The organism is Cryobacterium sp. Y29 (assembly GCF_002929825.1).
Taxonomy (GTDB): Bacteria; Actinomycetota; Actinomycetes; order Actinomycetales; family Microbacteriaceae; genus Cryobacterium.
On the sequence record NZ_PJJN01000036.1, the window covers coordinates 1 to 22,574 of the forward strand.

Annotated in this window: 28 protein-coding genes, 2 tRNA genes, 1 pseudogene and 1 riboswitch; of the genes and pseudogenes, 8 read left to right on the top strand and 23 right to left on the bottom strand. The window is 63.7% G+C overall.

What is annotated here, in order from left to right:
• Positions 1 to 366: 366 nt before the first annotated feature.
• The 4 genes from CXY74_RS13155 to CXY74_RS13170 form a co-directional block, all read right to left on the bottom strand.
• On the bottom strand, positions 367 to 780 hold the full coding sequence (locus CXY74_RS13155; protein ID WP_146070141.1) for a hypothetical protein: 414 nt from the start codon (positions 778 to 780) through the stop codon (positions 367 to 369).
• Positions 781 to 1,092: 312 nt separating this feature from the next.
• Complete coding sequence (locus tag CXY74_RS13160; protein ID WP_104200852.1) at positions 1,093 to 1,638, bottom strand: RNA polymerase sigma factor; 546 nt, start codon at positions 1,636 to 1,638, stop codon at positions 1,093 to 1,095.
• Complete coding sequence (locus tag CXY74_RS13165; protein ID WP_104200853.1) at positions 1,635 to 2,219, bottom strand: hypothetical protein; 585 nt, start codon at positions 2,217 to 2,219, stop codon at positions 1,635 to 1,637. Before CXY74_RS13165 ends, CXY74_RS13160 begins: the two co-directional genes overlap by 4 nt.
• A gap of 226 nt (positions 2,220 to 2,445) precedes the next feature.
• Complete coding sequence (locus CXY74_RS13170) at positions 2,446 to 2,859, bottom strand: helix-turn-helix domain-containing protein (protein ID WP_104200854.1); 414 nt, start codon at positions 2,857 to 2,859, stop codon at positions 2,446 to 2,448.
• Positions 2,860 to 2,940: 81 nt separating this feature from the next.
• On the opposite strand from CXY74_RS13170, the gene CXY74_RS13175 reads away from it, so the two are divergent.
• Entirely contained in the window at positions 2,941 to 3,756 is an 816-nt protein-coding gene (locus CXY74_RS13175; RefSeq protein WP_104200855.1) for an NmrA family NAD(P)-binding protein, read from the top strand.
• Positions 3,757 to 4,012: 256 nt separating this feature from the next.
• On the opposite strand, the gene CXY74_RS13180 is transcribed toward CXY74_RS13175, so the two are convergent.
• The 5 genes from CXY74_RS13180 to CXY74_RS18420 form a co-directional block, all read right to left on the bottom strand.
• Positions 4,013 to 4,825, bottom strand: coding sequence for a hypothetical protein (locus CXY74_RS13180; protein WP_146070142.1), 813 nt, complete (start codon positions 4,823 to 4,825; stop codon positions 4,013 to 4,015).
• Between the two features lie 408 nt (positions 4,826 to 5,233).
• Entirely contained in the window at positions 5,234 to 6,433 is a 1,200-nt protein-coding gene (locus tag CXY74_RS13185; RefSeq protein WP_104200857.1) for a site-specific integrase, read from the bottom strand.
• Complete coding sequence (locus tag CXY74_RS13190) at positions 6,433 to 6,669, bottom strand: helix-turn-helix domain-containing protein (protein ID WP_104200858.1); 237 nt, start codon at positions 6,667 to 6,669, stop codon at positions 6,433 to 6,435. The genes CXY74_RS13185 and CXY74_RS13190 overlap by 1 nt, the downstream gene beginning before the upstream one ends.
• Before the next feature lie 171 nt (positions 6,670 to 6,840).
• A tRNA-Arg gene (locus CXY74_RS13195) sits at positions 6,841 to 6,913 on the bottom strand.
• Between the two features lie 161 nt (positions 6,914 to 7,074).
• Positions 7,075 to 7,812, bottom strand: coding sequence for an ATP-binding cassette domain-containing protein (locus CXY74_RS18420; RefSeq protein ID WP_370446150.1), 738 nt, complete (start codon positions 7,810 to 7,812; stop codon positions 7,075 to 7,077).
• An 11-nt stretch (positions 7,813 to 7,823) separates the two neighbouring features.
• Between CXY74_RS18420 and CXY74_RS18425 the strand changes: the two genes are divergently transcribed.
• Entirely contained in the window at positions 7,824 to 8,354 is a 531-nt protein-coding gene (locus tag CXY74_RS18425; protein WP_370446151.1) for a hypothetical protein, read from the top strand.
• Between the two features lie 21 nt (positions 8,355 to 8,375).
• Here CXY74_RS18425 and CXY74_RS18430 read toward each other — a convergent pair.
• Together CXY74_RS18430 and CXY74_RS13210 are read right to left on the bottom strand one after the other, a co-directional pair.
• A pseudogene (locus tag CXY74_RS18430) lies at positions 8,376 to 8,453 on the bottom strand (hypothetical protein); the annotation flags it as partial.
• Positions 8,428 to 8,943: an ABC transporter substrate-binding protein gene (locus CXY74_RS13210; protein ID WP_104200861.1), complete on the bottom strand. Its 516-nt coding sequence runs from the start codon at positions 8,941 to 8,943 to the stop codon at positions 8,428 to 8,430. The pseudogene CXY74_RS18430 and the gene CXY74_RS13210, both read right to left, overlap by 26 nt.
• Between CXY74_RS13210 and CXY74_RS18035 the strand changes: the two genes are divergently transcribed.
• On the top strand, positions 8,931 to 9,077 hold the full coding sequence (locus CXY74_RS18035; RefSeq protein WP_233193392.1) for a hypothetical protein: 147 nt from the start codon (positions 8,931 to 8,933) through the stop codon (positions 9,075 to 9,077). The two genes, CXY74_RS13210 and CXY74_RS18035, sit on opposite strands and share 13 nt — an antisense overlap.
• Positions 9,078 to 9,141: 64 nt before the next feature.
• Here the strand turns inward: CXY74_RS18035 and CXY74_RS13215 are convergent, their stop codons facing one another.
• Positions 9,142 to 9,402, bottom strand: a complete 261-nt coding sequence (locus tag CXY74_RS13215) for a thioredoxin family protein (RefSeq protein ID WP_104200862.1) — start codon at positions 9,400 to 9,402, stop codon at positions 9,142 to 9,144.
• Between the two features lie 82 nt (positions 9,403 to 9,484).
• Between CXY74_RS13215 and orn the strand changes: the two genes are divergently transcribed.
• The 4 genes from orn to CXY74_RS13235 all read left to right on the top strand — a co-directional run bounded on the left by orn (position 9,485) and on the right by CXY74_RS13235 (position 12,034).
• Positions 9,485 to 10,159 (top strand): oligoribonuclease, encoded by a 675-nt coding sequence (orn, locus tag CXY74_RS13220; RefSeq protein WP_104200863.1) that lies wholly within the window; start codon positions 9,485 to 9,487, stop codon positions 10,157 to 10,159.
• Between the two features lie 43 nt (positions 10,160 to 10,202).
• Positions 10,203 to 10,278, top strand: a tRNA-His gene (locus tag CXY74_RS13225).
• 70 nt (positions 10,279 to 10,348) lie between these two features.
• Positions 10,349 to 10,699: a metallopeptidase family protein gene (locus CXY74_RS13230; protein ID WP_104200864.1), complete on the top strand. Its 351-nt coding sequence runs from the start codon at positions 10,349 to 10,351 to the stop codon at positions 10,697 to 10,699.
• Between the two features lie 24 nt (positions 10,700 to 10,723).
• A complete protein-coding gene (locus tag CXY74_RS13235; RefSeq protein ID WP_104200865.1) occupies positions 10,724 to 12,034 on the top strand; it encodes a hypothetical protein in 1,311 nt (436 codons plus the stop codon).
• On the opposite strand, the gene CXY74_RS13240 is transcribed toward CXY74_RS13235, so the two are convergent.
• From CXY74_RS13240 to CXY74_RS13260, 5 genes are read right to left on the bottom strand one after another with little or no spacing between them, the layout of a single operon-like run.
• Positions 12,035 to 12,298: a hypothetical protein gene (locus CXY74_RS13240; RefSeq protein ID WP_104200866.1), complete on the bottom strand. Its 264-nt coding sequence runs from the start codon at positions 12,296 to 12,298 to the stop codon at positions 12,035 to 12,037.
• Complete coding sequence (locus tag CXY74_RS13245) at positions 12,295 to 12,867, bottom strand: AAA family ATPase (protein WP_104200867.1); 573 nt, start codon at positions 12,865 to 12,867, stop codon at positions 12,295 to 12,297. Before CXY74_RS13245 ends, CXY74_RS13240 begins: the two co-directional genes overlap by 4 nt.
• 31 nt (positions 12,868 to 12,898) lie before the next feature.
• On the bottom strand, positions 12,899 to 13,693 hold the full coding sequence (locus CXY74_RS13250) for an energy-coupling factor transporter transmembrane protein EcfT (protein WP_104200868.1): 795 nt from the start codon (positions 13,691 to 13,693) through the stop codon (positions 12,899 to 12,901).
• Positions 13,690 to 15,219, bottom strand: coding sequence for an ABC transporter ATP-binding protein (locus CXY74_RS13255; protein WP_104200869.1), 1,530 nt, complete (start codon positions 15,217 to 15,219; stop codon positions 13,690 to 13,692). Before CXY74_RS13255 ends, CXY74_RS13250 begins: the two co-directional genes overlap by 4 nt.
• 3 nt (positions 15,220 to 15,222) lie before the next feature.
• Positions 15,223 to 15,882 carry an ECF transporter S component gene (locus CXY74_RS13260; RefSeq protein ID WP_104200870.1) on the bottom strand — a complete coding sequence of 220 codons (660 nt, stop codon included), beginning with the start codon at positions 15,880 to 15,882 and terminating at the stop codon, positions 15,223 to 15,225.
• 31 nt (positions 15,883 to 15,913) lie between these two features.
• A riboswitch (TPP riboswitch) is annotated at positions 15,914 to 16,024 on the bottom strand.
• Positions 16,025 to 16,066: 42 nt separating this feature from the next.
• On the opposite strand from CXY74_RS13260, the gene CXY74_RS17345 reads away from it, so the two are divergent.
• Positions 16,067 to 16,303 carry a hypothetical protein gene (locus CXY74_RS17345; RefSeq protein WP_146070144.1) on the top strand — a complete coding sequence of 79 codons (237 nt, stop codon included), beginning with the start codon at positions 16,067 to 16,069 and terminating at the stop codon, positions 16,301 to 16,303.
• Between the two features lie 64 nt (positions 16,304 to 16,367).
• On the opposite strand, the gene CXY74_RS13265 is transcribed toward CXY74_RS17345, so the two are convergent.
• From CXY74_RS13265 to gatA, 6 genes are all read right to left on the bottom strand, one after another.
• A complete protein-coding gene (locus CXY74_RS13265; protein WP_104200871.1) occupies positions 16,368 to 16,697 on the bottom strand; it encodes a hypothetical protein in 330 nt (109 codons plus the stop codon).
• A gap of 25 nt (positions 16,698 to 16,722) precedes the next feature.
• On the bottom strand, positions 16,723 to 17,937 hold the full coding sequence (gene dinB / locus CXY74_RS13270; protein ID WP_104200872.1) for a DNA polymerase IV: 1,215 nt from the start codon (positions 17,935 to 17,937) through the stop codon (positions 16,723 to 16,725).
• A 183-nt stretch (positions 17,938 to 18,120) separates the two neighbouring features.
• Positions 18,121 to 19,230, bottom strand: a complete 1,110-nt coding sequence (locus tag CXY74_RS13275) for a VIT1/CCC1 transporter family protein (protein ID WP_104200873.1) — start codon at positions 19,228 to 19,230, stop codon at positions 18,121 to 18,123.
• Entirely contained in the window at positions 19,227 to 19,499 is a 273-nt protein-coding gene (locus CXY74_RS13280) for a hypothetical protein (RefSeq protein WP_104200874.1), read from the bottom strand. Before CXY74_RS13280 ends, CXY74_RS13275 begins: the two co-directional genes overlap by 4 nt.
• A gap of 3 nt (positions 19,500 to 19,502) precedes the next feature.
• On the bottom strand, positions 19,503 to 21,026 hold the full coding sequence (gene gatB / locus CXY74_RS13285; protein WP_233193393.1) for an Asp-tRNA(Asn)/Glu-tRNA(Gln) amidotransferase subunit GatB: 1,524 nt from the start codon (positions 21,024 to 21,026) through the stop codon (positions 19,503 to 19,505).
• Positions 21,026 to 22,573, bottom strand: coding sequence for an Asp-tRNA(Asn)/Glu-tRNA(Gln) amidotransferase subunit GatA (gene gatA / locus CXY74_RS13290; protein WP_104200875.1), 1,548 nt, complete (start codon positions 22,571 to 22,573; stop codon positions 21,026 to 21,028). The genes gatB and gatA overlap by 1 nt, the downstream gene beginning before the upstream one ends.
• Position 22,574 lies beyond the last annotated feature (1 nt).

Sequence of the window (22,574 nt, forward strand, 5' to 3'; positions counted from 1 at the left end):
TTCACGGCCTCGTCTTTGTACTCAGGGGTGAAGTCCCGACGTGATCTTGCCATAGTGAACATTCTCTCTTGTGAGGTGTCCACACAACGGGGTCAAGGCCACACAGCAGACGGGACAGCAGGTTACTCGTGTCTCATAAGGGGTTCCTCTACGGGGCGTCGTTTAGCGTTTCTCTACGGGCGGTGTTCGAATCTCGCTTCGTTTGGGCTGCAAGCGATTCGGCGAAGCATGGTCCGAGCTGTTCGACGCCGGAGCTCGGCATGAATCCGCCATCACGGGTGGCGCCGGGAATCGGCAGGGCACCTGCACCATGTCGTTGCAGATAGAGGGCTCACCAGCCAGGTCCCGGCTTGGAAGCGTAGCCGCTTAAGTCTCGCGTCGAAGGGCAATGATTCCCACATAGGCGAGCAGCGCCGTCCCGAACGTTCCGAGGAGACCAGCGAGGAAGGCCGCATCAACGCCGAACCCGGCGCTGAAGCTGATAACGACGTACCCGACAACCGCGAGCAGGACGAGAGCGACATAGGACAGTCGAACGAGCCAACCCACCGGTGAGCGAACGACGGACATGAGAATCACTGCCGCCAACGGTGCAAGCATCATCCCGCCGAAAAGCAGAGCCGGCGCCACCCGCACATCGCGGCCAGAGCAGGGACCCATGAGGCTACACGCCGTGGGGAATCCTTGCGCCATCCAGAATACGAGCCAAGTAACGACCACAATGCCCACCGCGGGAAACACTAATCCGAGGCGACTTTTCAACCGAATATGGGAAGTCATGAAACGAGTGTGGCATTTCAGCGCGCAGAATGAAGCACTACAGAGCCGTATGATGACAACTCGTTACCGCTCAGGCCGGGCGGCCAATTCCACGGTCCACGGCCGTTTCTAACCAAGCAGGACGAGCGCCAAGCTCTGGGACCTCCAGCGCCACGAACGGAGCGGTCGTGGCGCGGCGGTTCAACATCGCTAGAAAACTCGGCGTCCCGTAGAGGGTTCCCCATACGGGCATCGTCGGTCGTCTGGCGGTGTCGGCGCTGCAGGGGCAGCGCACCACCGTGGATACGTAGATGCCCGACAGACATTCGCGAGCTATCGAACAGATAAACACGGAACGTGTGCGGGGTTCGCTGGCTCGGGCTGTGCCGTTGACAGTAGCGCTCGTAGCTGCACCTTGGCTTTTGTCATCCTGGACCTGACGGTTGAGGGGTTGATGCCGAGGATCGCTGCTGCCTCGTGTGATTTGAAGCCGTCCCAGTAGATCAGTCGGACTAACTCAGCTTCACCAGCGGAAAGTGATGCGATCGCATCTCGGAGCTCAACACCCTTGTCTTCGGGCTGGGGTGCCGGAGTGGTTCGCAGTTCGTCGGCGAATCTCTGCACCGCGGCCGAATGGCGTGCGGAGTTGCGCCGGGTGCTTCGCAACACATTGTGAGCGACACCGAATAGCCACATGCGTGCTTCTGTCGCGTCTGTCGGCATTTTGCGATGGAGTTTCCATGCCGTGATGAGTAGTTCACCATATGCTTCGGCGGCGTCAGCCGGGTTCGAGATCCTGCGCAAGAAGTAGCGGAATAGGTCGCCTTCGCTGTCTTCTATAGCAATCTTAAAGCGAGCTTGACAGTCCGCAGTGCTCACAAGCCGCACCCTTTCGCAGCCATGTTGAAGCCGACGAGATTGGGGTCGTAACCCTTTGCCTCCAGGTGCTCCCACGTCAAGTTCGAGGCCACCCGCCACACAGCCATCTGCTTGGCCTGCGCATCGCTCATGGTGATCGGATTTACATCGCCACTCTCATCGTGGGCGTTGAGATACGACTCGCGGTTTTCGGCTTCCATCTGCGCGGTGTCCAACGTTTCAAGATCGAGCGCGCCCACGAACGCTCGTGTTTCACGCGCGATGCCTGAGTCCTCGTCTACGCCATCCAAGAAGCTGACGGTGAATCCTGCGAAGCAGATCTCGGCACCATTGGACACTGAGAAGACATTGTCCGCGACCCAACCCCAGGGCGTTTCCATGCCGCCGGCAGCCATCGCTGCTGACCCTCCACCGAGAAGCAACGCCGAAGCTGCGACTCCGGCGGTCCACGCCCGCAAACGACGTGCGCGGCGAGGCTTTGCTTCAGCGAGGATCCGCTCACGATGCCCGGCCAAGCCTGTGGGCAGCAGCGGCTGGGGTGCCGTCTCGCGGAGCAAGAGTTCGAGTTCAGTGTTGTCCATGGTGCGCCCTCCGATAAGTACATTCACTCAGTACATGACCGCTGGCACCCGTTTTGTCCACGTGTCCTCAAGAATAGGTCAGGAGACAGTAACCCCAGTCATAGATACCGCGAGGTCCTCTCCAGGACTCGGAGCCGCTTTACGGGCTGAGGATCCGGGTCCTTCGGCTTTAGACTGCACCAGCCAAAAACGCTCGTATGGGGTTGGGTTTGCGGGCGGCTCGTGTTTAGTGGATCTCGTTGTCGGGGTGTTGGGCGTCGTAGCGGGCTCGGGAACGTCCGATGGTTTCGCGGTGGTCGAGTGACCAGTCGGCGAGTTGTTTGACGAGGTGGGTCAGGCTGCTGCCCAGAGCTGTCAGTTCGTACGTGACTTGGGCGGGGACTGTGGGGTACACGGTTCGGGTGACGAGGCCGTCGCGTTCCAGCCGGCGCACGGTCAGGGTCAGCATCCGCTGTGAGATTCCGTCGATACCTCGTTGTAATTCGCGGAAGCGGCGTATGCCCGAGGCGAGTTCGACAATAACGAGGACGGACCATTTGTCGCCCACCCGGGTCAGTACGTCGCGGATACCGCAGTCCGGGTGCTCGTCCAGACCGCAGGGATCGAGGGATGCGGTTACTTGAATGTGACTGTCTGACATGAAAGTGCCTCCTTGTGGACTGCCGGTAAGTTACCGAAAATGAGTCTAGTTACTGTTCAGAACCACCGAGGGGACTTGCACATGATTTTGGTTACCGGAGCATCCGGCCAGTTAGGCCGTGCCATCGTCGAACGACTGTCTGGCGGGGGCCAGCCTGTTGTCGCGGGCACACGACAACCAGTCGAGGGCAGCGAGCAACGACGCGTTGACTTCGACGAACCCGGTTCTTTGGACTTCACCGGTTTCGCCACGGTAGTCATGGTCTCCGCTGGATATGCCGAAGATGATGTGGTGATTGCTCGGCATGAAAGCGTCATCGCGGCTGCGGAACGCGACGGAGTGCAGCACCCGATTTACACCAGCGTCGCCACAGACGGAGACCACCTGGGCTTCGCCCTCGCGCATCGCTGGACCGAGCGGCGAATACAGAAAAGTACGTTGCGGTGGACTATTTTGCGCAATGGCCTCTATGCCGAGCTTTTTGGGTCGTTGCTCGCGCCGAGTGACGGCGTCATTACCGCGCCGTTTGGAACGGGCTCTGTGGCCGTGGTCACTCGCGCAGATTTGGCCGAGGCAGCGGCCGTCGTGGCAGCCGCACCCGACCGCCATATCAATCGTGTGTACGACCTGGTCGGGTCGAATGCGGTAACTGCCGGCCAGATCGCCGAGGGGGCCGGTTTGCTCTACCGACCAGCTGCGCTCGGCAGTCACCGCGCTGCTCTCGAACAGAGCGGGCTGTTGCCCTTTCAGCCAGCGATGCTGCTTTCAATCTATTCGAGCGCGGCGCACGGATTTCTTTCGCGCACGACTACCGACCTCGGCGATCTCCTCGGTCGTGGGCCGACTGATCCCGAACCAACCGTCAGGCGCATCCTGGAGAAACAGGCGGCTGCCTGATCCCACTGTGTCCCGCAAGACGTTCCCATTGCGGGCGGGTCGTCCCGGTAGCGTCGATGACACAATGGCCGCCGGTCGACTTCGCCTTCTTCGTTGCCGCCGTGCTGATGTGGACGCGGTCCTGGTCTATCGTGCTCGTTCTGATGTCGCCCTACACCTACGCTCGGGCGTTTGGACACGCGAAAAAGTTGAGACGGAATTCGCGGCAGCTCACGGCCTGGCTCATAAGTCCTCTATCGTCAGTTGATCAGACAGATTAGTCGGTTAAATGAGTGTTTGTAGGTCCGGGTTCGAGGTCATGCGTCTTGAGGATGTTGACGCCCAGGGCGCTCACGAATCCCAGGAGATCGCCCCTACCGCCCATGATTCGATTCAGAAGGAACTTGCCGGGTAGCGACTCGATGACCTTGTTCTCAAGCTCGTGAGGGTTTCGAACTTTGGCAGCAAATATTCTGGTGGTGTCCAAAGCGCGGAAGCTGTCCATCGCCAAGATCGACTGGGTTACGGTACCGAAAAGTAGACGGTCAAACTGCTTGCTCGATGACCAGTGCTTACGGACCCGCGCCTTTACTCCACCAAAACTTTCCGTGACGCCTACATAGGCTTGGCAATAGTCGTCCAGAACCATCACATACAGACCGGTCTTGCCTTCCCACTCGTTTAGGTTCGTGACCTCGACCATCCCTTTTTTTGCTGCTACCGCGGCATCTATGGTTTGGTTGAACTCCGAGCGATCGAGCGCTGCAAAGTAGGCCATGTTCAGATCGTAGTTTTCCAGCGCTCTTGCCTGATGGGCGGTGCACCACTGATCCGTGTGGATTCTGTGGTCTACGTCTTCGTAGTACTTGGCGCTCGCGTCCCAAAGCTTGGGTGCCAACTCTCGGGGGAAATGTATGGACGAGTGTTTGTTGATGCGAGCGTAGGTGCCTCGATCGATGTGAAGTCCGTACTTAGTTCCGCTCTGGACTGTCAGCCCGAAGTGTGTCGCGGTTTCTGCTGGTACATTTCCGGGCAGGCGCTTGTGACTCGTGCGCGGAGGTGCGGAATAGACCATCTTTAGAGCTGCCATTCGCTCAGCATAGGTACTGAGCTGATCGAACCTCTGGCAGTTCACCCCCCGCTGCGCCGCGTCGCTTCCTGATCACTTTTGAAGGTTGTGGAAGAAGCTGGCTTGGCCGCTCGGCACTAGAAGGAGAACGAGTCCGATGACGGCTGACACGGCACCGAGCACGACCTCGGATGCACTCACCCAGCCCGAGGGGTTTAGTCTGAAACCTTCAAGGGCCCAGATTATATTTCGCCCATGTGGCTAGGTTTGGCGATCCACCAATTCCACGAGATGAAAGTCCTGCTGCGGGGTCCCTTGTGACCTTCCGGAATTCACGCCGATTTCGTGTGAACGCAGCCCGGCTACCACCACAGAAGAGTCGCTTCAATCTCCCGGAGGACAAAACGTTCGACGTTGGCGTTTAGAGAATCAAGGGGTTCTTCGAGAAGGGGGAGCGAGCCGCTGCAGCACCGTCGCCGGCTCGGATTTTATGGCACGGTCAGGCTCCGCGTAGTGCGCCTTTGTTGTCGACGTCGACGTGTGTCCGAGTACATCGGCCGCAGCCTGCAAACCCAGTTCGTTGGCGAGCAGCGTCGCCCCCGTTCGGCGGAAGGCGTGGGGGGTGATCCCCATGCCTTCGAGGCCAGCGTTCCGGAGAATCTCGCGGAATGTGCGCCGGACGTTGTGCGGCGCGAGTGGATTGCCGTTCCGCGTGAAGAACAGCAGATGTAGCCCGTTCTCCCCCTCGATCAGTGTCAGACGTCGTCGTATCACCTCTGCCGCGAATTGCGGCACGGCGACGATCCGGTTCGACTCATGCGTTTTGGGATGCGCCTGACGAAGCACGCCGACGCCACTTTGCATGACGAGCGTTCCGCGGATGTGCACCCAAGGCGGGTCGGCGGTCATATCTATGTCGCACTTTCGAAGCGCAAGCGTCTCGCCGATGCGCGTCGCCGTGCCGAGCATCACCTCGATCAGATCCCGCACCTGCCCGTCGGGTTTGGGCCCCATCCTGCCCTCCGCTGTGCGCCAGTCGCGGGCCGCGAGTCGGATTGCGGCTACCTGATCCGGCGTGAGCGCCTTCGGGGTGTGCCGGGGCTTCTTCATCCGCGAGGTTTCCTTCACCGGATTGCGCGCGATGATTCCCCGCCGCACCGCAAACCCCAGCACCATGCTGAGGATCGTGCGGGAGTGCTTGGCCCGCGTGTACGAGATCGCGCGCTGCACCTTCAGGAAAAGCTCAATGCGGCCGACGGTCACTTCTCGAACGGTGAAGTGCTCAAAAAAGGGAAGCACAAGCCCCCGAAGCTCGTACTCGTAGACGGTTTTTGTGCCGTTCGCGCGGTCGACGTCGAGCATCAGGTCCTCCAGCCAGGCCTCGGCCAGCATTCTGAACGGCGAGCCCGCGTTCACTGAATCGCCGACGTTACCGATGCGCATACGCGTGGCCAGCTCGACCTTGAGCGCGGTCTCCGCCGCGTTGCGACTCGAGCCGGTCGCGGTGACTTGCCTCGACTGACCGTCCCAGTCGCGAAAACGAGCCGACGCCCGGAAACGCCCTGCAGCGACCTCGGTCGTCTTTATCGCGCCGAACGTGCTGATCGGCAGACGTGGTCGGCCAGCCATCAGCGCTCGCCCCCACGGCCGCCCATGGACGGTACGGGCTCGTGAAGACCGTCCAGCCACCGAAGAACATCGGAGACGCGGTAGCGGATCTCCCGTCCGACGCGAATGCCGGATGGGCCGCGGCCATCGGTACGCAGGTCGTAGATCGCCTGCACGTGCACACCGAGATACTTGGCGAGCTCGCTCGTCGTGAGTACGGGCTCCAAACCGAGCCCCGAGAGATTTGTAGCATCCATAACCCGTAGGTGCCCAAGGTCACACCAAGTTAATCGAACTGGGTCGCGTACCTTCCCTACGATCGCCCACACGGGGCGGGCGCCGCGGAATAAATGTTGAATAAACGTTGAGTGAATCAAGTCTTGCCCCTTCAGTAAGGACAAGAAACCCTGGTCAGACGATTTTTACGGTGCCCCCGGTAGGAATCGAACCTACGACAATCGGATTAGAAGGCCGGTGCTCTATCCACTGAGCTACGGGGGCGGGACTATTCAAGGTTACAGGCCGCTGGCAGCGATCCGGTCACCACCGCTCACAGCTCGGGTGTCAGCGCGGAACGGCGCCGGCCTCCACGATCGAACATCCGGGACACGCCACGAGTTCGGTGGCCGGCAACGATTCGATGGGTGCGGTCTCGGTCATGGCTACTTTACTGGGGCAGGTGATGCGGCCGAAGATGACGCGATACTGCGGCGGACCAACGCGTCCATCGACGGCGTCGCGCTGACCAGTTGCTGCGTATACGGGTGCAGCGGGCTGTCGTAGACGTCGGCGGTCGGCCCGCATTCGACGATGCGTCCGTCGGAGATGACGGCCACGGTGTCGCAGAGGTGACGAATAACGCCGAGGTCGTGGGAGACGAACACGAGCGTGAGCTGGTACTCGTCGACCAGGTCGGCGAGCAGGTTCAAGACCTGGGCACGCACTGACACATCCAGTGCACTGACCGCCTCGTCTGCCACCAGAACCCGCGGCCTGGTGCTGAGCGCCCGTGCAATGGAAATGCGTTGCCGTTGACCACCGGAGAATTGGTGCGGATACCGGTGCATCACGTCGGCGTCGAGCCCGACCGCCGCCAGTTGGGCTTCCACCCGGGCCAGCGCCTCGGTCCGACCGACGTGGCGCAAAGGTTCGGCGATGATGTCGCACACGCGCATGCGCGGATCCAGCGACCCCATCGGGTCTTGGAACACGATCTGCACCCGGCTGCGAAAATCGCGCAGTTGTCGTTCGGACGCTCCCCCGATCGGCTGGCCGAGCACGTCGACCGTGCCGGATGTCGGCTGCTCGAGGGCACAGAGAATGCGCATGAGGGTGGATTTACCGGAACCGGACTCCCCCACGATGCCAAACCGTTGCCCCTCGGCAATATCGAAGGACACGTCACGCAACCGTGCACGATCGGCGCCGGGGCGAACCAGCCGCCGCCACGACGATGACGATACTGCCGACTGAGGTCACGCACCGAAATGGTGGGCGCCCCGGCCACCTCATTGAAGATGACCTTGGGACCGCCCAATTCAAGACGCTGGTGAGCGGCGCGGTGAGGCGGCAGGATCGGCACGGCTGTGGCATCCGTGTGAACGCGGCTGAGCCGGGAATCTGCCACACGCGGGGTGCCGATGACGGGCAGGGTGTGCAGCCGGCCCCGGTCGTGGACCGAGGAGAGATCCGAGGCCGCGATCAGTTTTTGAGTATACGGATGCTGCGGCGCGGTCAGCACGCGCCCGACCGGCCCGTCCTCGACGATCTCGCCCTGGTACATCACAAGAACCCGCTGGCATACCTCGGCGACCACCGCGATGTCGTGGGTGATCAGCAGCAACGCGGTACCACGGTCGGCGACGAGGTTGCCGATGAGCTTCAGCACCTCGGCTTGCGCGGTCACATCGAGCGCCGTGGTCGGTTCGTCGCAGAGCAGTAGCTCGGGGTCGTTGGCCATGGCCAGCATGACTCGCTGACGCTGTCCGCCGGAGAGTTGATGTGGAAGGGCGCGGTCAGTCTCGGAAGGCATCGCTGGCATTGATCATCGACAGCGTGACCTCGCCGGTACTGGCGCCGTCAAGCACCTGGAAGTCGGAATTGGCCTTGAATTGATCGACGACCTGAAACTGCGAGATGCCTGAGATGAGGTTGATATCGCCGCTGAAGAACGCGTTGGTCTGCGCCGTGGCATCCGTGAAGAAACGCAGGGTGACGTCGCTCATGTAGGGCGCCTCGCCCCAATAGTCGGCGTTGGCGGCGAGCACGAGGCTGTCGCCGGTTTTAAACGAGCTGACCGTGTACGGACCGGTACCAATCGGAGCGGTCGCCAGGTCAGCGATATCGGATTCGGTGAACATCGTGCCGACCGGACCGCTTATGTTGAAGAGCCAGCTGTTGCTCGACTTTGAAAGGGTGATGCGCGCCTCGGTATCGCTGACGGCTTCAATACTCGCGATCGGGTCAAGGTAGGTGGGCCCGTTGGCGGTAACAACCGACCAGGGCCATGGACGCGGCCATGACCGTCGCAATGCCGACGAACATGTTGCGCCGGGTGGGTGACCTCATGTGTGTGCCCTCTGGTTCGGCTGGCCCGACGAAGACCGACCAGAAGTGCTGCAGAAAATACGGTACAGATCTGCGCGTACTGATCTGCGCGTACTGATCTGCGGTGTGGCGCTCGCAGCGCGCTGATCGACATGAGACGAGAACCCGTGACAGACCCCCGGTCAGAGCGCCTTGGCCGCCGCTACGAGAACCTGCGACAGCGTCGGAACGCCGGCTGCACGAAAAACCTCCGTGCCGGCTCCATTGGTGATGATGACCGTGGGAGTGTTGCGAATGAGGAGCGCCTCGGCCTGCTCCGGCTCACCGGCAACATCGATTTCGCGCACGGTCGCCCCGGGGACCAATCGCTTAGCCTCGGCGAGCACCGCTCGCGTTTGCACGCACGGCTCGCAGAATGCCGACGTATACAGTGTGAATTCCATCAAGGCCTCGCAGGTCGCGCGTGAATGATCAGTAGGCCGTAAGTTTACAGGCCGTGTCTGAGCCCACCGGTAGACTGCAAGAATGACGAATAGCACGACGGAAACAGCACCGACGACCTCCCCCGCGCCTTCCCCGACGTCGAAGAGTCCCGACCGTCTGGTTTGGATCGACTGCGAAATGACCGGGCTCGACCTGGACCGTGACGAACTCGTCGAGATCGCCGTCGTTATCACCGACTACGACCTCAATGTGCAGGGTCCGGGCCTGGACATCATCATCAAGCCCAACGACTCGGCCCTCGAGAACATGGGCGACTTCGTGCGCACCATGCACACCTCGTCGGGCCTCCTCACCGAGATTCCGAATGGTGTCAGCGCCGCCGAAGCCGAGTTTCAGGTTCTCGAATACGTGTTGAAGTTCGTCCCGGCCGATCAGAAGGCTCCGCTCGCCGGAAACTCCATCGGTACCGACCGCGCCTTCCTCACCCGCTACATGCCGCGCCTCGACAACCAGCTGCACTACCGCAATGTCGACGTGTCGTCGATCAAGGAACTGGCCCGACGTTGGTACCCGCGGGTATATTTCAACGCCCCCGCCAAGGACGGCGGTCACCGCGCCCTCGCCGACATTCTCGAATCGATTCGCGAGCTCGCGTACTACCGCCAGACAGTGTTCGTGGCCGACCCCGGTCCGACCAGCGACGAAGCCAAGTCGCACGCCGCCGAAGTTGTGCACTTATTCTCCTCCGAGGTGTAATAGGATTACCGAGTTGCCCTGCGTTGTAGACGTGGGACGCATGGTGGGTATAGCTCAGTTGGCAGAGCGCCTGGTTGTGGTCCAGGAGGTCGCGGGTTCAATCCCCGTTACTCACCCCAATGAAACACTGCAGGTCGGTCTCTGGCCATCGCGGTGTTTGTGGAAGCAGGCCGCGATGTTCGAAGCCGCATGGTAGAACTCGACGCGGTCGCCTTTGAACGTCTTGTGGTTGACGAGCTTGACCTGCTGCCAGACGACATGGTCGACGGACTGGACAACATAATCTTCGTGGTCGAAGATCGTCCCGAAGATGGCACCCTGGACATTCTGGGCCTGTATGACGGGGTCGCGCTCACCGAGCGCGGTCAGTACGGCTTTGGCGAGATGCCAGATCGCATTGTGCTGTATCGGGAACCGTTACTGGCGATCTGCGACACCCTTGACGACCTACACGATGAAATTCACGTCACCCTGGTTCATGAAATCGCCCATTTCTATGGCATAGATGACGACAGGCTGCACGAGCTCGGCTGGGGCTAGCCTCCAGAGGTCTAACCTTGAGTCATGAGTCCCTTCCGTCCCGGCCGTCTCGTCGGCATTTCGGTCGGAACGGTGGTCATCCTCAGCCTCGGCATTTACGGCCCCGCCACCTTGCTAGGCCCCCTTCCGCGCGTCACCGCCACCACCGTCATGCCTGCCTCGACAACCGCAGCGCCTACTCCCCCCGTTCTGTCCGCCAACGGCGCAAGCGCCATCGCCGTACTCGCTGCGACGACCAGCGACGCATCCGGCACGGCCTCAACCAGCGCTACTACAACCAGCACGGCTACAACCAGCACGGCGGTTCCCGAGCCCCTCGCGGTGGCGGGAACCGCTCAGGCGCTCCCCATGGCATCCATTGCCAAAGTCGTGACCGCCCTGGTCGTTCTTGATGAAAAACCGATCGTGACGGGCGAGAGCGGCCCGGTTGTGACGCTCACAGCCGCCGACTTTCAGAGCTATCTCGACTATGACAAGGCCGGTGCGCGCTCAGTGACTGTGTTCGCTGACGAACAGTGGACCGAGCTCGAATTGTTGCAGGGCTTACTGCTCGGATCGAGCAACAACCACGCCGACAGTTTGGCCCGCTGGGCGTTCGGGTCGGTCGACGCCTACGTGGTCGCCGCCAACGCGTGGCTGGCGCACAACGGGCTAGCGGATACCGCCGTCGTCGATGCGACCGGGCTGCACGACGCCAGCGCCGGCACCGCCACCGATTTGGCTCGCCTGGCCGGCCTCGCCGCAATCGACCCGATCGTTTCGGCAATGCTGGAGAGTCCCGCATCCGCTTTGGCAAACCGCCGTGGTGTGCAGAACACGACGTCGTACCTGCCCGAGGAAGGCATCACAGGCATTTCACGCAGCTACACGGATGCAGCCGGCGTCTGTTTTCTGTTCACCGCCGAGATCAGTGACGGTGCCTCGAGCTTCACGTTCTCGGGTGCTTACATCGGCGAACCGTCCTATAAAACGCTCACTGCGGATCTGATCGCGCTCATGGCGAGCGCGCGAACTGGAGTTGGCTCGTTACCTGTTCTGGCCGCCGGTGACGCATACGCGACATTTGAATCTGCATGGGGTGATGACGCCTCGGCCGTCGTCGGCGTCTCGCGCACGCGCTATGCCTGGCAGCCCGCCAGCCCGGAGGCTGCAACGGTCACGCTCAAGGATTTCACCACGGCCCGCACCGGAGCGAACATCGGCCAGGTACAGCTCAGCGTCGCTGGGGAGAAAGTCTCGGCCGCCTTGAAACTCGATCAGGCCATCAATGATCCGGGAGTCGGCTGGCGGCTGCTCCATCCGGTCGTGATGATCTCGGCATTGCTCGACCAGTAACTAGATCGGATCGACCTCGGCGTCAACCGGATCGCTTTCGCCCTCGTCGAAGGCGTAGCGCACGCGGAGTTGCCCGCTCACGTCTCGTTGGTCGACCTCGTCGTACCAGAACACCGATTCCAGTCCGGCGACCGCGGCCACCATGCTGATGCGTGCCTCGTGTTTGCCGCGCACGAGGGCCCGGGAATCGATCTGACCCTCGAGCGGGCCATCGATGAACTCGGCGACGTACAGGGTCGGGGTTGCGCTGTCAGTATTGCTCATGGCAAACAATCTAGTCCTCTGCGGCCCGAGCTGCCCGCCCGTAATCGAACGGTCGCGCGAGGTTCAGGCCTCTCCTGTTTGAGATAGGTCGCCCACTCCTGCTGCCACTGGTCCCAGTGACTGCGAAATGCTTCTCCGTCGCGATCGAGCGCACGTTGCTTACGGAGAGCGTCGTCGGCTGCGAGCCAGACCCGCACGTGGCTGAGCGGCTCGTGCGCGGCCGCGAGAGTTCCGCAACCCTCCACAATTAGAGGGCGGGCCGCGTCGAGCGGATTCCACTCCGCCGCCTGACTCGCAGTCCAGTCGTAGCGCTGCCACGCCGCCGGCAGACCTCGGTGCCGTGGCTGGAGAACGTAGCGGTGCAGGTGGCAGACGGCCGCGTCGAGGCCGTCCCAGCCGGGATAGATGTCGTCCATCCGCACCAGTTGAGGGCTGTGCGGGCCAGGCCAGTGCTTTCTCAGTGCGTCGGCGAGGGTGCTCTTGCCCGCACCGCTAGGACCGTCGATGAGCACCACGGGATTCGGGCCGGCAGCGTCCACGGCCTGCAGTAACGGCGCCAGCAAGACCATATCGTCTTGTGCGCCCTTCCTTCTACCGGTGTCAGGCAAGAATGAAACTCCAGGTTTCGGCCCACACCGCAACGCCAATGGCGATACCGGCAATGGCGAATCCGATACCCACCAGGACCGCGTCGGCCGCTCGGACCCGCGACGGTCGCGCCCAGGTGCGGGGCTCGTCACTGCCGAATCCGCGCGCCTCCATAGCTGTAGCGAGTTTACTGCCCCGACGCACCGAGATGACGAGTAGCGAAAAGGCTGGGCCGAAGAACCGGCGAGCGGCGCCGCGCAGTCCACCGCCATCGCCGACCCCGCGGGCCCGACGGGCAAGCGTGAGCGAGTGCCAGTCTTCGATGAACATACCCACGAGTCGCAGACCAGCCAGACCGCCGAGCACAAACCGCGCGGGCAGCCGCAGCACCTGGGCGAGGCCATCGGCGAGGTCTGTCGGATCCGTCGTGGCGAGCAGCACGATACCGGGCAGACCGATGGCGAGCACCCGCAGCCCGATGGCCAGGCCGAGCTGGGCTGAGCCTTCGGTCACCGAGATGAATCCGAACTGCCACAGCAGCGCGCCGGAGTCTTCGCCATAGAGCACCGTCGTGATCATAGCCATCGGGGCCGCGATCCAGACCGGTGCCGTTCGCAGCCAAAATTGTCGAGCGCTCAGGCCGCACCAGAGCAAAAGTCCGGCTTCGAGCAGCAGGGCGACTCCAGCCGAGACCCAGTCGATGGAGAGCAGCAGCGCACAGCTCACGATCAGGGCAACTGCGAGCTTGGCGACCGGGTTGAGTCGAGCGACGACGCTCGGGCGGATAGTCGGGGTCAGCAGGCTCATGGCGCTCCCGTCCCGAGCCGAATCGGGTCAGGCATACCAAGCCGGTATTCCTCGTCAGCGAGAGCGTTGACGAACTGGGCGTCGTGGGTGACCGCGACGAGCGCGATGCCCTCATCGAGCAGCTCGGCCAGAAGGGTCACGAGTTCCTGCCAGGTACGGGAATCCTGCCCGAAGGTCGGCTCATCGAGCACGAGCAGGCGGGGACGGGTCGCGAGAACAGTGGCGACAGACATCCGCCTCTTCTCGCCACCCGACAGGGTGAACGGGTTGGCGTCGGCGAGATGATCGAGTCGCAGCCGGTGCATCAGCTCGTCGACGCGGCTGTTCTGTTCGGCCTGGCTGAGCCCGAGGGCGCGCGGGCCGATCTGCAGGTCGGCCCGCACCGTCGCGGCCAGGAACTGGTGTTCCGGGTCTTGAAAGACGGTTCCAATGCGAGTCAGCAGCTGCTGGGAACGCCAGCGGTGCGGCTCGGAAACGATACCGGCCGCAAAGGTGTCACTCGCCTGCAGCGTTCCCCCGGCCGGCTTCAGCAGTCCGGCCAACGTGAGGGCGAGGGTAGATTTTCCGGCGCCGTTGGGGCCGGTCACAACGGTGGCGGTGCCGGCCCGCAGGTTGAGGGTGATGCCAGCGGCGACAACGGATGCCGCACGCCGGCCAAACGGAACACGACCCACCGCGAGCCCCTCGGCCCGCAGCAGGGTCTGCGCCGGGGTGATCGGAGAGCGCGTCGGAAACCGGGGGGGCAGGGCCGGCACCCAGACGCCGGCCTGCGCCAATCGCTCACCTTGCTTCGACAGGATTTCGCGGGTCGGGCCGTCGGCCAGCACGCCGCCGGCCGGGTCGAGCACGATGACGCGGTCGACGACGTCCTGCCAGACCTCGACCCGATGCTCGATGACCACAAAGGTGGCCCCGGAATGATCGAGGGAGCGCACAACGGCGTCGCGCACCTCGATGACACCGGTGGGGTCGAGGTTTGCGGTCGGTTCGTCGAGCAGCAACAGCCCCGGCCGCATAGCGAGCACGCCCGCCAGAGCCAGACGTTGCTTCTGCCCGCCGCTCAGGCTCGAGGTGGGGTGATCGAGGGGCAGGTCCAGGCCGACCTCGGCAAGAGCCTGCCGCACCCGCGGCCAGATCTCTGCGCGGGGAACGGCGAGGTTCTCGCAGCCGAATGCGACATCATCTCCGACCCTGGCCAGCACGACTTGAGAGTCCGGATCCTGCAGAACGAGTCCGACCCGTCCGCGCGCCTCGGCAGCGCGGCGGCCGTCGATGAGCAGGCTGCCGGTCTCGTCGCCGTCTTCGGCATCGCCGAGCACGCCGGCCAGCGCGTGCATCAGGGTACTCTTGCCGGCACCGCTGGCACCGAGCAGCAAAACCCGCTCGCCGGGCGTGACCTGCAGGTCAAGCCCGGACACCGCCTGACTGTGGCGCCCGGCGTGACGCCAGCCCCAGTCGCGGGCTCGAATCTGCACGGCCCGGATCTGCGCACCGTGACCGGCCGGGAACGGCGGGGTGTCCAGCATCCGCTAGCTGATCGCGGCGGAGGGTGCTCGCGACCCTTCCCGACCGGCAGCAAACCGGCTCAGCGCACCGGTGCGGGCCAGACCGCGCACGGCCAGCCAGGACAGCAGGCCGGCCAGCACTGTGCCCGACACGACAGCGGATACGAAATAGACGACCTTGTAGCCAAAATCCAATGCCGCATAGCTCGTGAAGGTCGTGTCGAGCAGACCTACTGCCACGCCGGCGCCCGCGCCAGCGAGCAAGGCGACGCCGAGTCGCCAGTTGCTATAAAGGAATAGCGCAAGAACGATTTCGGCGCCCAGGCCTTCGACAACGCCCCAGATGAGCGTGGAGAATCCCCACTGGGTGCCGATCAGCATCGATACGACGGCGGCGACGACCTCGGTGTACACGGCTGCGCCGGGCTTTCGAATGATGAGACCGCCGAGCACTCCGGCGAACAGCCAGCCACCGGCGAGGAGACCTTCGAGGCCGGGCGTGAACGCGAGGATCGCGCTAAGCGGGGACCAGGCCAGGCCCCAGGCCCAGAAGATGACGCCGCTCGCAACGCCGATGACACTCGCGACGACGATGTCGACCACGCGCCAGCGAAAGTTACGTGGCTTCTTCGCCGTCGAAGCCTGGCGAGTGGACCGATGGGATGAAGTCGTTGTAGCGTGCACTGTTCGTGCCCTTTCCGTAGGTGAATACAGGGCACGGGATCGAGAAGCCTCCCTGCGCTGGCATGATCCAGATCAGGTTCGACGGTCGAAGCTTGGTCAGCTTCCTCTCAGCCCGGTGTACCGGACTCCCGTGATACCGCCAATTCTAGCGCCCCGCCTAGACTTGCGGCATGGGAATCACGACATGAGTATCAGCATCCTGCTCGTGTTGGCGGCGTTGTATCTCCTGCTGATGCGTCGGTTCCTGATGCGGCGTCGGCGTATCGCCCAGGGATTGCCGGTGAGCGGCCCGTGGCACTTTCCGTCCTGGCTGCGGCCCAGGGTGCCTCGGTGGGCGCGCCGTCGGTTCGCGCGCCGGCCGCGCCGGCCCCGCCGTATCCGTTCTGCTCGTCGCCCCCGCCGCTCGCCCGGGCCCACCTGAGGAACCGGGCCCGTTTATAGACCGGGCCTGCGGTCTGCGCCCGGGCCCCGTCCGGAGAGCGGGCCTACTTCTTGAGGGCTCGGATTATTCGGGCCAGGGCGCGCCCGGCGACCAGAAGGAACGGCACACCGACGGCGAGCAGGGCGATGACGTTCGGCTCAAACCGAGCGGTACCGCCCGACTTGACATAGGCACCGATCGGCAGCGACACGCCACCGCCGCCCCCACCGGATCCGACAGCACCGCCTTCGCCAGCATCACCGCCACCGAAACCGTAATAGCTGAGCGCCACCGGTATAAGGGTGACGCCGTCAATTTGCACGGGATCACCGTAGGCCGATCTCACACCGGCGGAACGGAAGGTTTCTGCGAGTTTTTCCGGGAGGCTGGTCATTCCAACAGGGTAGTCGACTCGTGCCTTATGGGCGAGGTTTGAAGAAGGAGGCCGAACGCACTGTTCCCGCCCCGAATCGCTCAGTCACGGAATCGACCGCCAGCTCGGCGCCGCGCCAGTCCTCGTCGGGATCCCATAAACCCACCGATCCCGACGCTGTACCGAGCTGCTCGGCCCGTACCCCGATCAGTCGCACCCGAATACCCGACGCGGCCAGCAGGTCGAAGGCAGCGACTGCTTCCTCATAAATTCGCCGGCCGACATTGCTCGGTTCAGCGAGGGTGCGCGACCGGGTAACGGTACTGAAGTCTGTGTAGCGCAGTTTGAGTGCCACGCGCCGTGCCACGAGATCGCTGCGCCGCAGCCGTGCCGCCACAAGGTCGCACTGCCGCAGCAACTCACTGTGCAGTCGGTCGATGTCGGTCACGTCGTGTTCAAAGGTCACCTCGTGGCCGACGCTCTTCTCTTCCCGCTCAACCGTTACCGAGCGTGGGTCCCGCCCCCAAGACAACTCGAACAGCTTCACACCGGAGGCCTCCCCCAGTGTTTTTTTCAGCACGTCCAAGGGCGTGCGGGCAATATCGCCGATGACTTTCAGGCCGAGGCGCGTCAGCATCTGCTCGGTAGCGGACCCCACGCCCCAGAGTGCGGTCACGGGCAGCGGATGCAGAAACTCCACCGTCTTGTCGGCCGGCACGACGAGCAGACCGTTGGGTTTGGCCAGGCCGGAGGCAAGTTTCGCGACGAACTTGGTCGACGCCGCGCCGACGGAGCAGACGAGGCCGGTTTCGGCGAACACGCGGGCGCGAATGAGTTCGCCGATCACAGCCGGTGAACCGAACAAATTAGTCGCGCCGGCAACGTCAAGAAACGCTTCGTCGATGCCGAGCCGTTCCACCAGTGGCGTGACGTCGTCGAAGATACTCATCACTCGGGTGGAAAAGTCTCGATACTGTCCCATGTGCGGCTCGAGTACGATCGCGTTCGGGCACTGCCGCAACGCGAGCGACATCGGCATGGCCGAGTTCACACCGTATTTTCGGGCGATGTAGTTGGCCGCCGTGACGACCGAACGGCCGCCGCGGTGGCCGACGATCACCGGAAGGTGCGCGAATTCAGGGTGAGAGAGCAACTCGACCGAGACAAAGAACGCGTCCAGATCAACGTGCAGCACCGTCGCCGAGCGGTCGTCGACGTCGTCCGCCGAAATCTGCCGCCCGCTGCCATCCTGTCTGCCCACCGAAAAACCCTAACCCGATCCGGCTCATATGCACTACCGGCAGAGGGAAAATACAATTCCACGGCATAACTCCTGCAATTCACTGCTGAAAAATGTCGCGACCGCGTCTTTTCGCGGAAGCCGAACATCACGTCACGCAATCTGCAGGAGTTATGCGACGGGGCGACACGTTTTATCGGGCAGCTAGCCGAGCGTCGTGCCGAAAACGAGCCCGAGCAGGTAGGTGACCGCGGCCGCGCCCAGGCCAATCACGAGTTGGCGCAGCGCACGTTTCAGCGGCGGACCGCCAGAGAGCAGGCCGACGACTGCTCCGGTGGCCAACAGGGCGACGCCCACAAGAATGGTGGCGACAATGATGGCCGCGTAGCCGCTCATGCCGAACAGGTAGGGCAGCACTGGCAGCAGCGCGCCCGAGGCGAAGAAGCAGAAACTCGACAGGGCCGCTCCGGTTCCGGTGCCGATGGCCTCGTGTTCGTCATGCGTGGGGGCCTGCGGGCTGACCGCGGAGATCGGTCCGGTCGCCGCGTAAGCGGTAGCGAGTACACCGCGGGCGTACGCCTCCGCCTCGTCTTCGGACATGCCCCGGGCCCGGTAGACGAGGGTCAGCTCGTTGGCAGCGAGATCCAGGTGGGAAAGCACACTCTTGGCCGGCGCGGCGGGGGTGGAAGCTTCGAGCAGTTCCCGCTGGGAGCGCACCGAGACGTACTCGCCGGCACCCATCGAGAGCGCCCCAGCCAAGAGTCCGGCGATGCCGGTGAACAGAATCGTCGCGGCCGGGACCCCGGTCGCCCCGATGCCGAGCACGAGGGCGAGGTTGCTCACCAGCCCGTCGTTGACACCGAACACGGCGGCCCGAAAGGTACCCGACAAGCGTTTGCGGCCCCGGGCAGCGAGACCACGAACGACCTCTTCGTGCACGGTCTCGTCGGCGGCCATGGCGTTGGTCGCATCCGCATCCGCATCGTAGGGTGAGCGGCCTTCGGCCCGCTGAGCGAGGGCGAGCACGAACACCGACCCGAACCGTCGAGCGAGCAGGGCCAAAAAACGGGTGCGCAGCGCGCCGCGCCTCGGTGAGCCGATATTGCTGCCGAGCAGTTGCCGCCAGTGCTCTTCGTGCCGTCCTTCAGCGTCGGCGAGGGCAAGCAGAATCTGGCGCTCTTCACCAGCCCGACGGTTCGCGAGGTCGCGATACACGGCGGCCTCGGCTTGTTCGTCAGCCAGGTACTGCCGCCACCGACGGATGTCGCGGGTCGACGGGGTACGCTCGCCCGGCTCGGGAGTGCGTGCGTTCACGCCTCCGGCGCCGCTTCCAGAAAGCTCTGCGGGATGCGCGCGGACTCGTGCGGGCCGGAACCGTCGAGACCGAAGAATGGTTCCTCGAATCGAACGACCCAGAATTTCTCCCGCACGACCGTGGGTGCGTAGAGCCCGGAGCCCTCCGACTCCCCCGCCGCCACGATCACGCCGATCGGGTCGTCACTGAGAGACTCGGGAAACCGGGTGCGATCGAGCCGCACGATGACCTGCACGCCCACTCCGAAAACGGCGCTCTGCCCACTCATGCGTTACTCGATCGCCTGGGCGCGTTCGAGTACCAGTTCGCGCACGCGCGCGGCATCCGCTTGCCCACGCATGGCCTTCATGACCGCGCCGATCACGGCTCCGGCGGCCTGCACCTTGCCATCCCGAATCTTGGCGAGCACGTCGGGCTGGCCGAGCAGCGCGGCGTCGATGGCCCCGATGAGCGCACCGTCGTCGGAGACGACGGCGAGGCCGCGGCTGTCGACGACCTCGGCCGGGGTGCCCTCCCCGGCAATGACGCCCTCGAGTACCTGGCGGGCCAGACGGTCGGTGAGGGTTCCAGCCTCGACGAGTTCGATCAGCGCAGCAAGCTGCGCCGGTGTCACGAGCGAGTCGGCGGCGACCCCGGCCGCGTTGGCGAGCCGGGCGATTTCGCCGGTCCACCACTTGCGTGCAGCTTGAGCGGATGCCCCGGCAGCGACGGTCGCTTCGACCGCGTCGAGCAGATCGGAGTTGACGACGTCCTGAAACTCGAGGTTCGCAAAACCCCACGCTGCCTGCAGGCGCTTGCGGCGGGCCGCAGGCGGCTCGGGCAGGGTCAGGCGCAGTTCTTCGACCCATTCGCGCGACGGCGCCATCGGCAGCAGGTCGGGCTCGGGAAAGTAACGATAGTCATCGGCGTCGCTCTTGGGCCGACCAGCACTCGTGATTCCGGTGTCTTCGTGCCAGTGCCGGGTCTCCTGCGTGATGGTGCCACCGCCGGCCAGCACGGTGGCTTGGCGCTGGATTTCGTAGCGCACGGCGCGTTCGACCGAGCGCAGCGAGTTGACGTTCTTCGTTTCGGTGCGGGTGCCGAGCACGTTCGACCCGCGCGGACGCAGAGAGACGTTGGCGTCGCAGCGCACATTGCCCTCTTCCATGCGGGCGTTGGAGACGCCGAGCGCCTTGGCGATCTCGCGAATCGCAGCGACATAGGTCTTGCCGATCTCGGGGGCGTCATGTTCGGCGCCCTCGATCATCTGGGTGACGATCTCCACCAACGGCACTCCGCCGCGGTTGTAATCGACAAGAGAGTAGTCGGCGCCCTGGATGCGTCCGGTGGCACCACCCATGTGGGTGAGCTTGCCCGCGTCGTCCTCCATATGGGCGCGTTCGATCTCGACGGTGACCAGACGGCCGCTTTCGAGTTCGATCGTGATCGAACCGTCGTGGCAGATCGGGTCGTCGTACTGGCTGGTCTGAAAGTTCTTCGCCGTGTCGGGGTAGAAGTAGTTCTTGCGGGCAAACCGTGAGTGTTCCGCGATCTCACACCCTAAAGCCAGCCCCAAGCGGATGCTGGATTCGATCGCTTTCTTGTTCACCTGCGGCAGCCCGCCGGGCAAGCCAAGGCAGGTGGGACAGGTGTTCGTGTTAGCGCCGGAACCGAACTCGTTGGCGCAACCGCAGAACATTTTGGTTTTCGTGTTGAGTTCGACGTGCACCTCGAAGCCGAGCACCGGCTCGAACAGTTCGAGTGCTGTGTCGAAGTCCATCAATTCGGCCCGGTTCTTCATTTCTGCGTTGGGCATCAGACGGCTCCCTCTTTACTGGCGAACATTTCGGTCGGCGTCAGGGCTGGTGCCTGGCTGAGCATGGTGTGCCCCCAGCGCGCTTCGAGCAGCTGCTCGATGGCGGCACCGACGGTGTAGAGGCGGGCATCCGCTTTGGCGGGGGCCATGATCTGCAGGCCGACCGGCAGGCCGTCTTCGGGCGCCAGACCGATCGGGATGCTCATGCCGGGCACGCCGGCAAGGTTGGCCGGAATGGTAGTCACGTCGTTGATATACATGGCCATCGGGTCGGCGAGCTTCTCACCGAACTTGAATGCGGTGGTCGGAGCACTCGGCGAGACGAGCACGTCGACCTGGCTGAACGCGGCGGCGAAGTCACGCTGAATGAGCGTGCGCACCTTCTGCGCGCTGCCGTAGTACGCGTCGTAGTAGCCAGCGCTCAGGGCGTACGTGCCGAGGATGATGCGGCGCTTGACCTCGTCGCCGAAACCCGCCTCACGGGTGGCGCTCATGACGTGCTCGCTGGTGAGCGAGCCGCTGGCCGGGTTGACCCGGATTCCAAAGCGCACCGAGTCGAAACGGGCCAGGTTGCTCGAGGCCTCAGCCGGCAGAATCAAATAGTAGGCCGCGACGGCATACTCGAAGTTTGGGGCGGAGACCTCGGTGATCTCGGCGCCCGCGGCGACGAGCAGGGCAAGGGTCTCCGTGAAGCGCTGTGTGACACCGGCCTGGAATCCATCGCCGGCGAGTTCCTTGATGACGCCCACGCGCACGCCCTTGAGGGCGCCGTCCGTGAGACCGGCTTGGGCCGCGGCGGCCATCGAGGGCCAGCTGTCGGTCAGCGATGTGGAATCCAGCGGGTCGTGCCCACCGATGACATCGTGCAGCAGGGCGGCGTCGTAGACCGTGCGGGAGACCGGGCCGACCTGGTCGAGGCTCGACGCGAGGGCGATAGCCCCATAGCGGGAGACTCCGCCATAGGTCGGCTTGACGCCGACCGAGCCGGTCACGGCGGCCGGCTGGCGAATCGATCCGCCGGTGTCGCTGCCGAGGGCGAGCGGCGCCTGAAAGGAGGCGACGGCCGCGGCCGAACCGCCGCCGGAGCCGCCGGGGATGCGGTCGCGGTCCCAGGGGTTGCGGGTGACGCCATAGGCGGAGTGCTCGGTAGAGGACCCCATGGCGAATTCGTCCATGTTGGTCTTGCCGAGCAGAATCAACCCGGCCGCACGCAAGTGCGCGACGACGGTCGCATCGTACGGCGGCACCCAGCCCTCGAGAATTTTCGACCCGGCGGTGGTGGGCATGTCCTGGGTGGCGAGCACGTCTTTGATCGCGATCGGAACACCGGCGAGCGAGTTCAACACTTCACCCGCAGCGCGGCGGGCATCGATCTTCGCTGCGGCGTCAAGGGCGGCGTCGCCGGCGACGTGCAGAAAAGCATGCAGGTCGGTGTCGACTGCCGTGATGTGGTCGAGGTGGGCGCGGGTCGCTTCGACGGCGCTGACCTGCTTACTGACCAATAGTTCACTGAGAGCAGCGGCGGAGAGCTTGGTGAGATAGGTCATA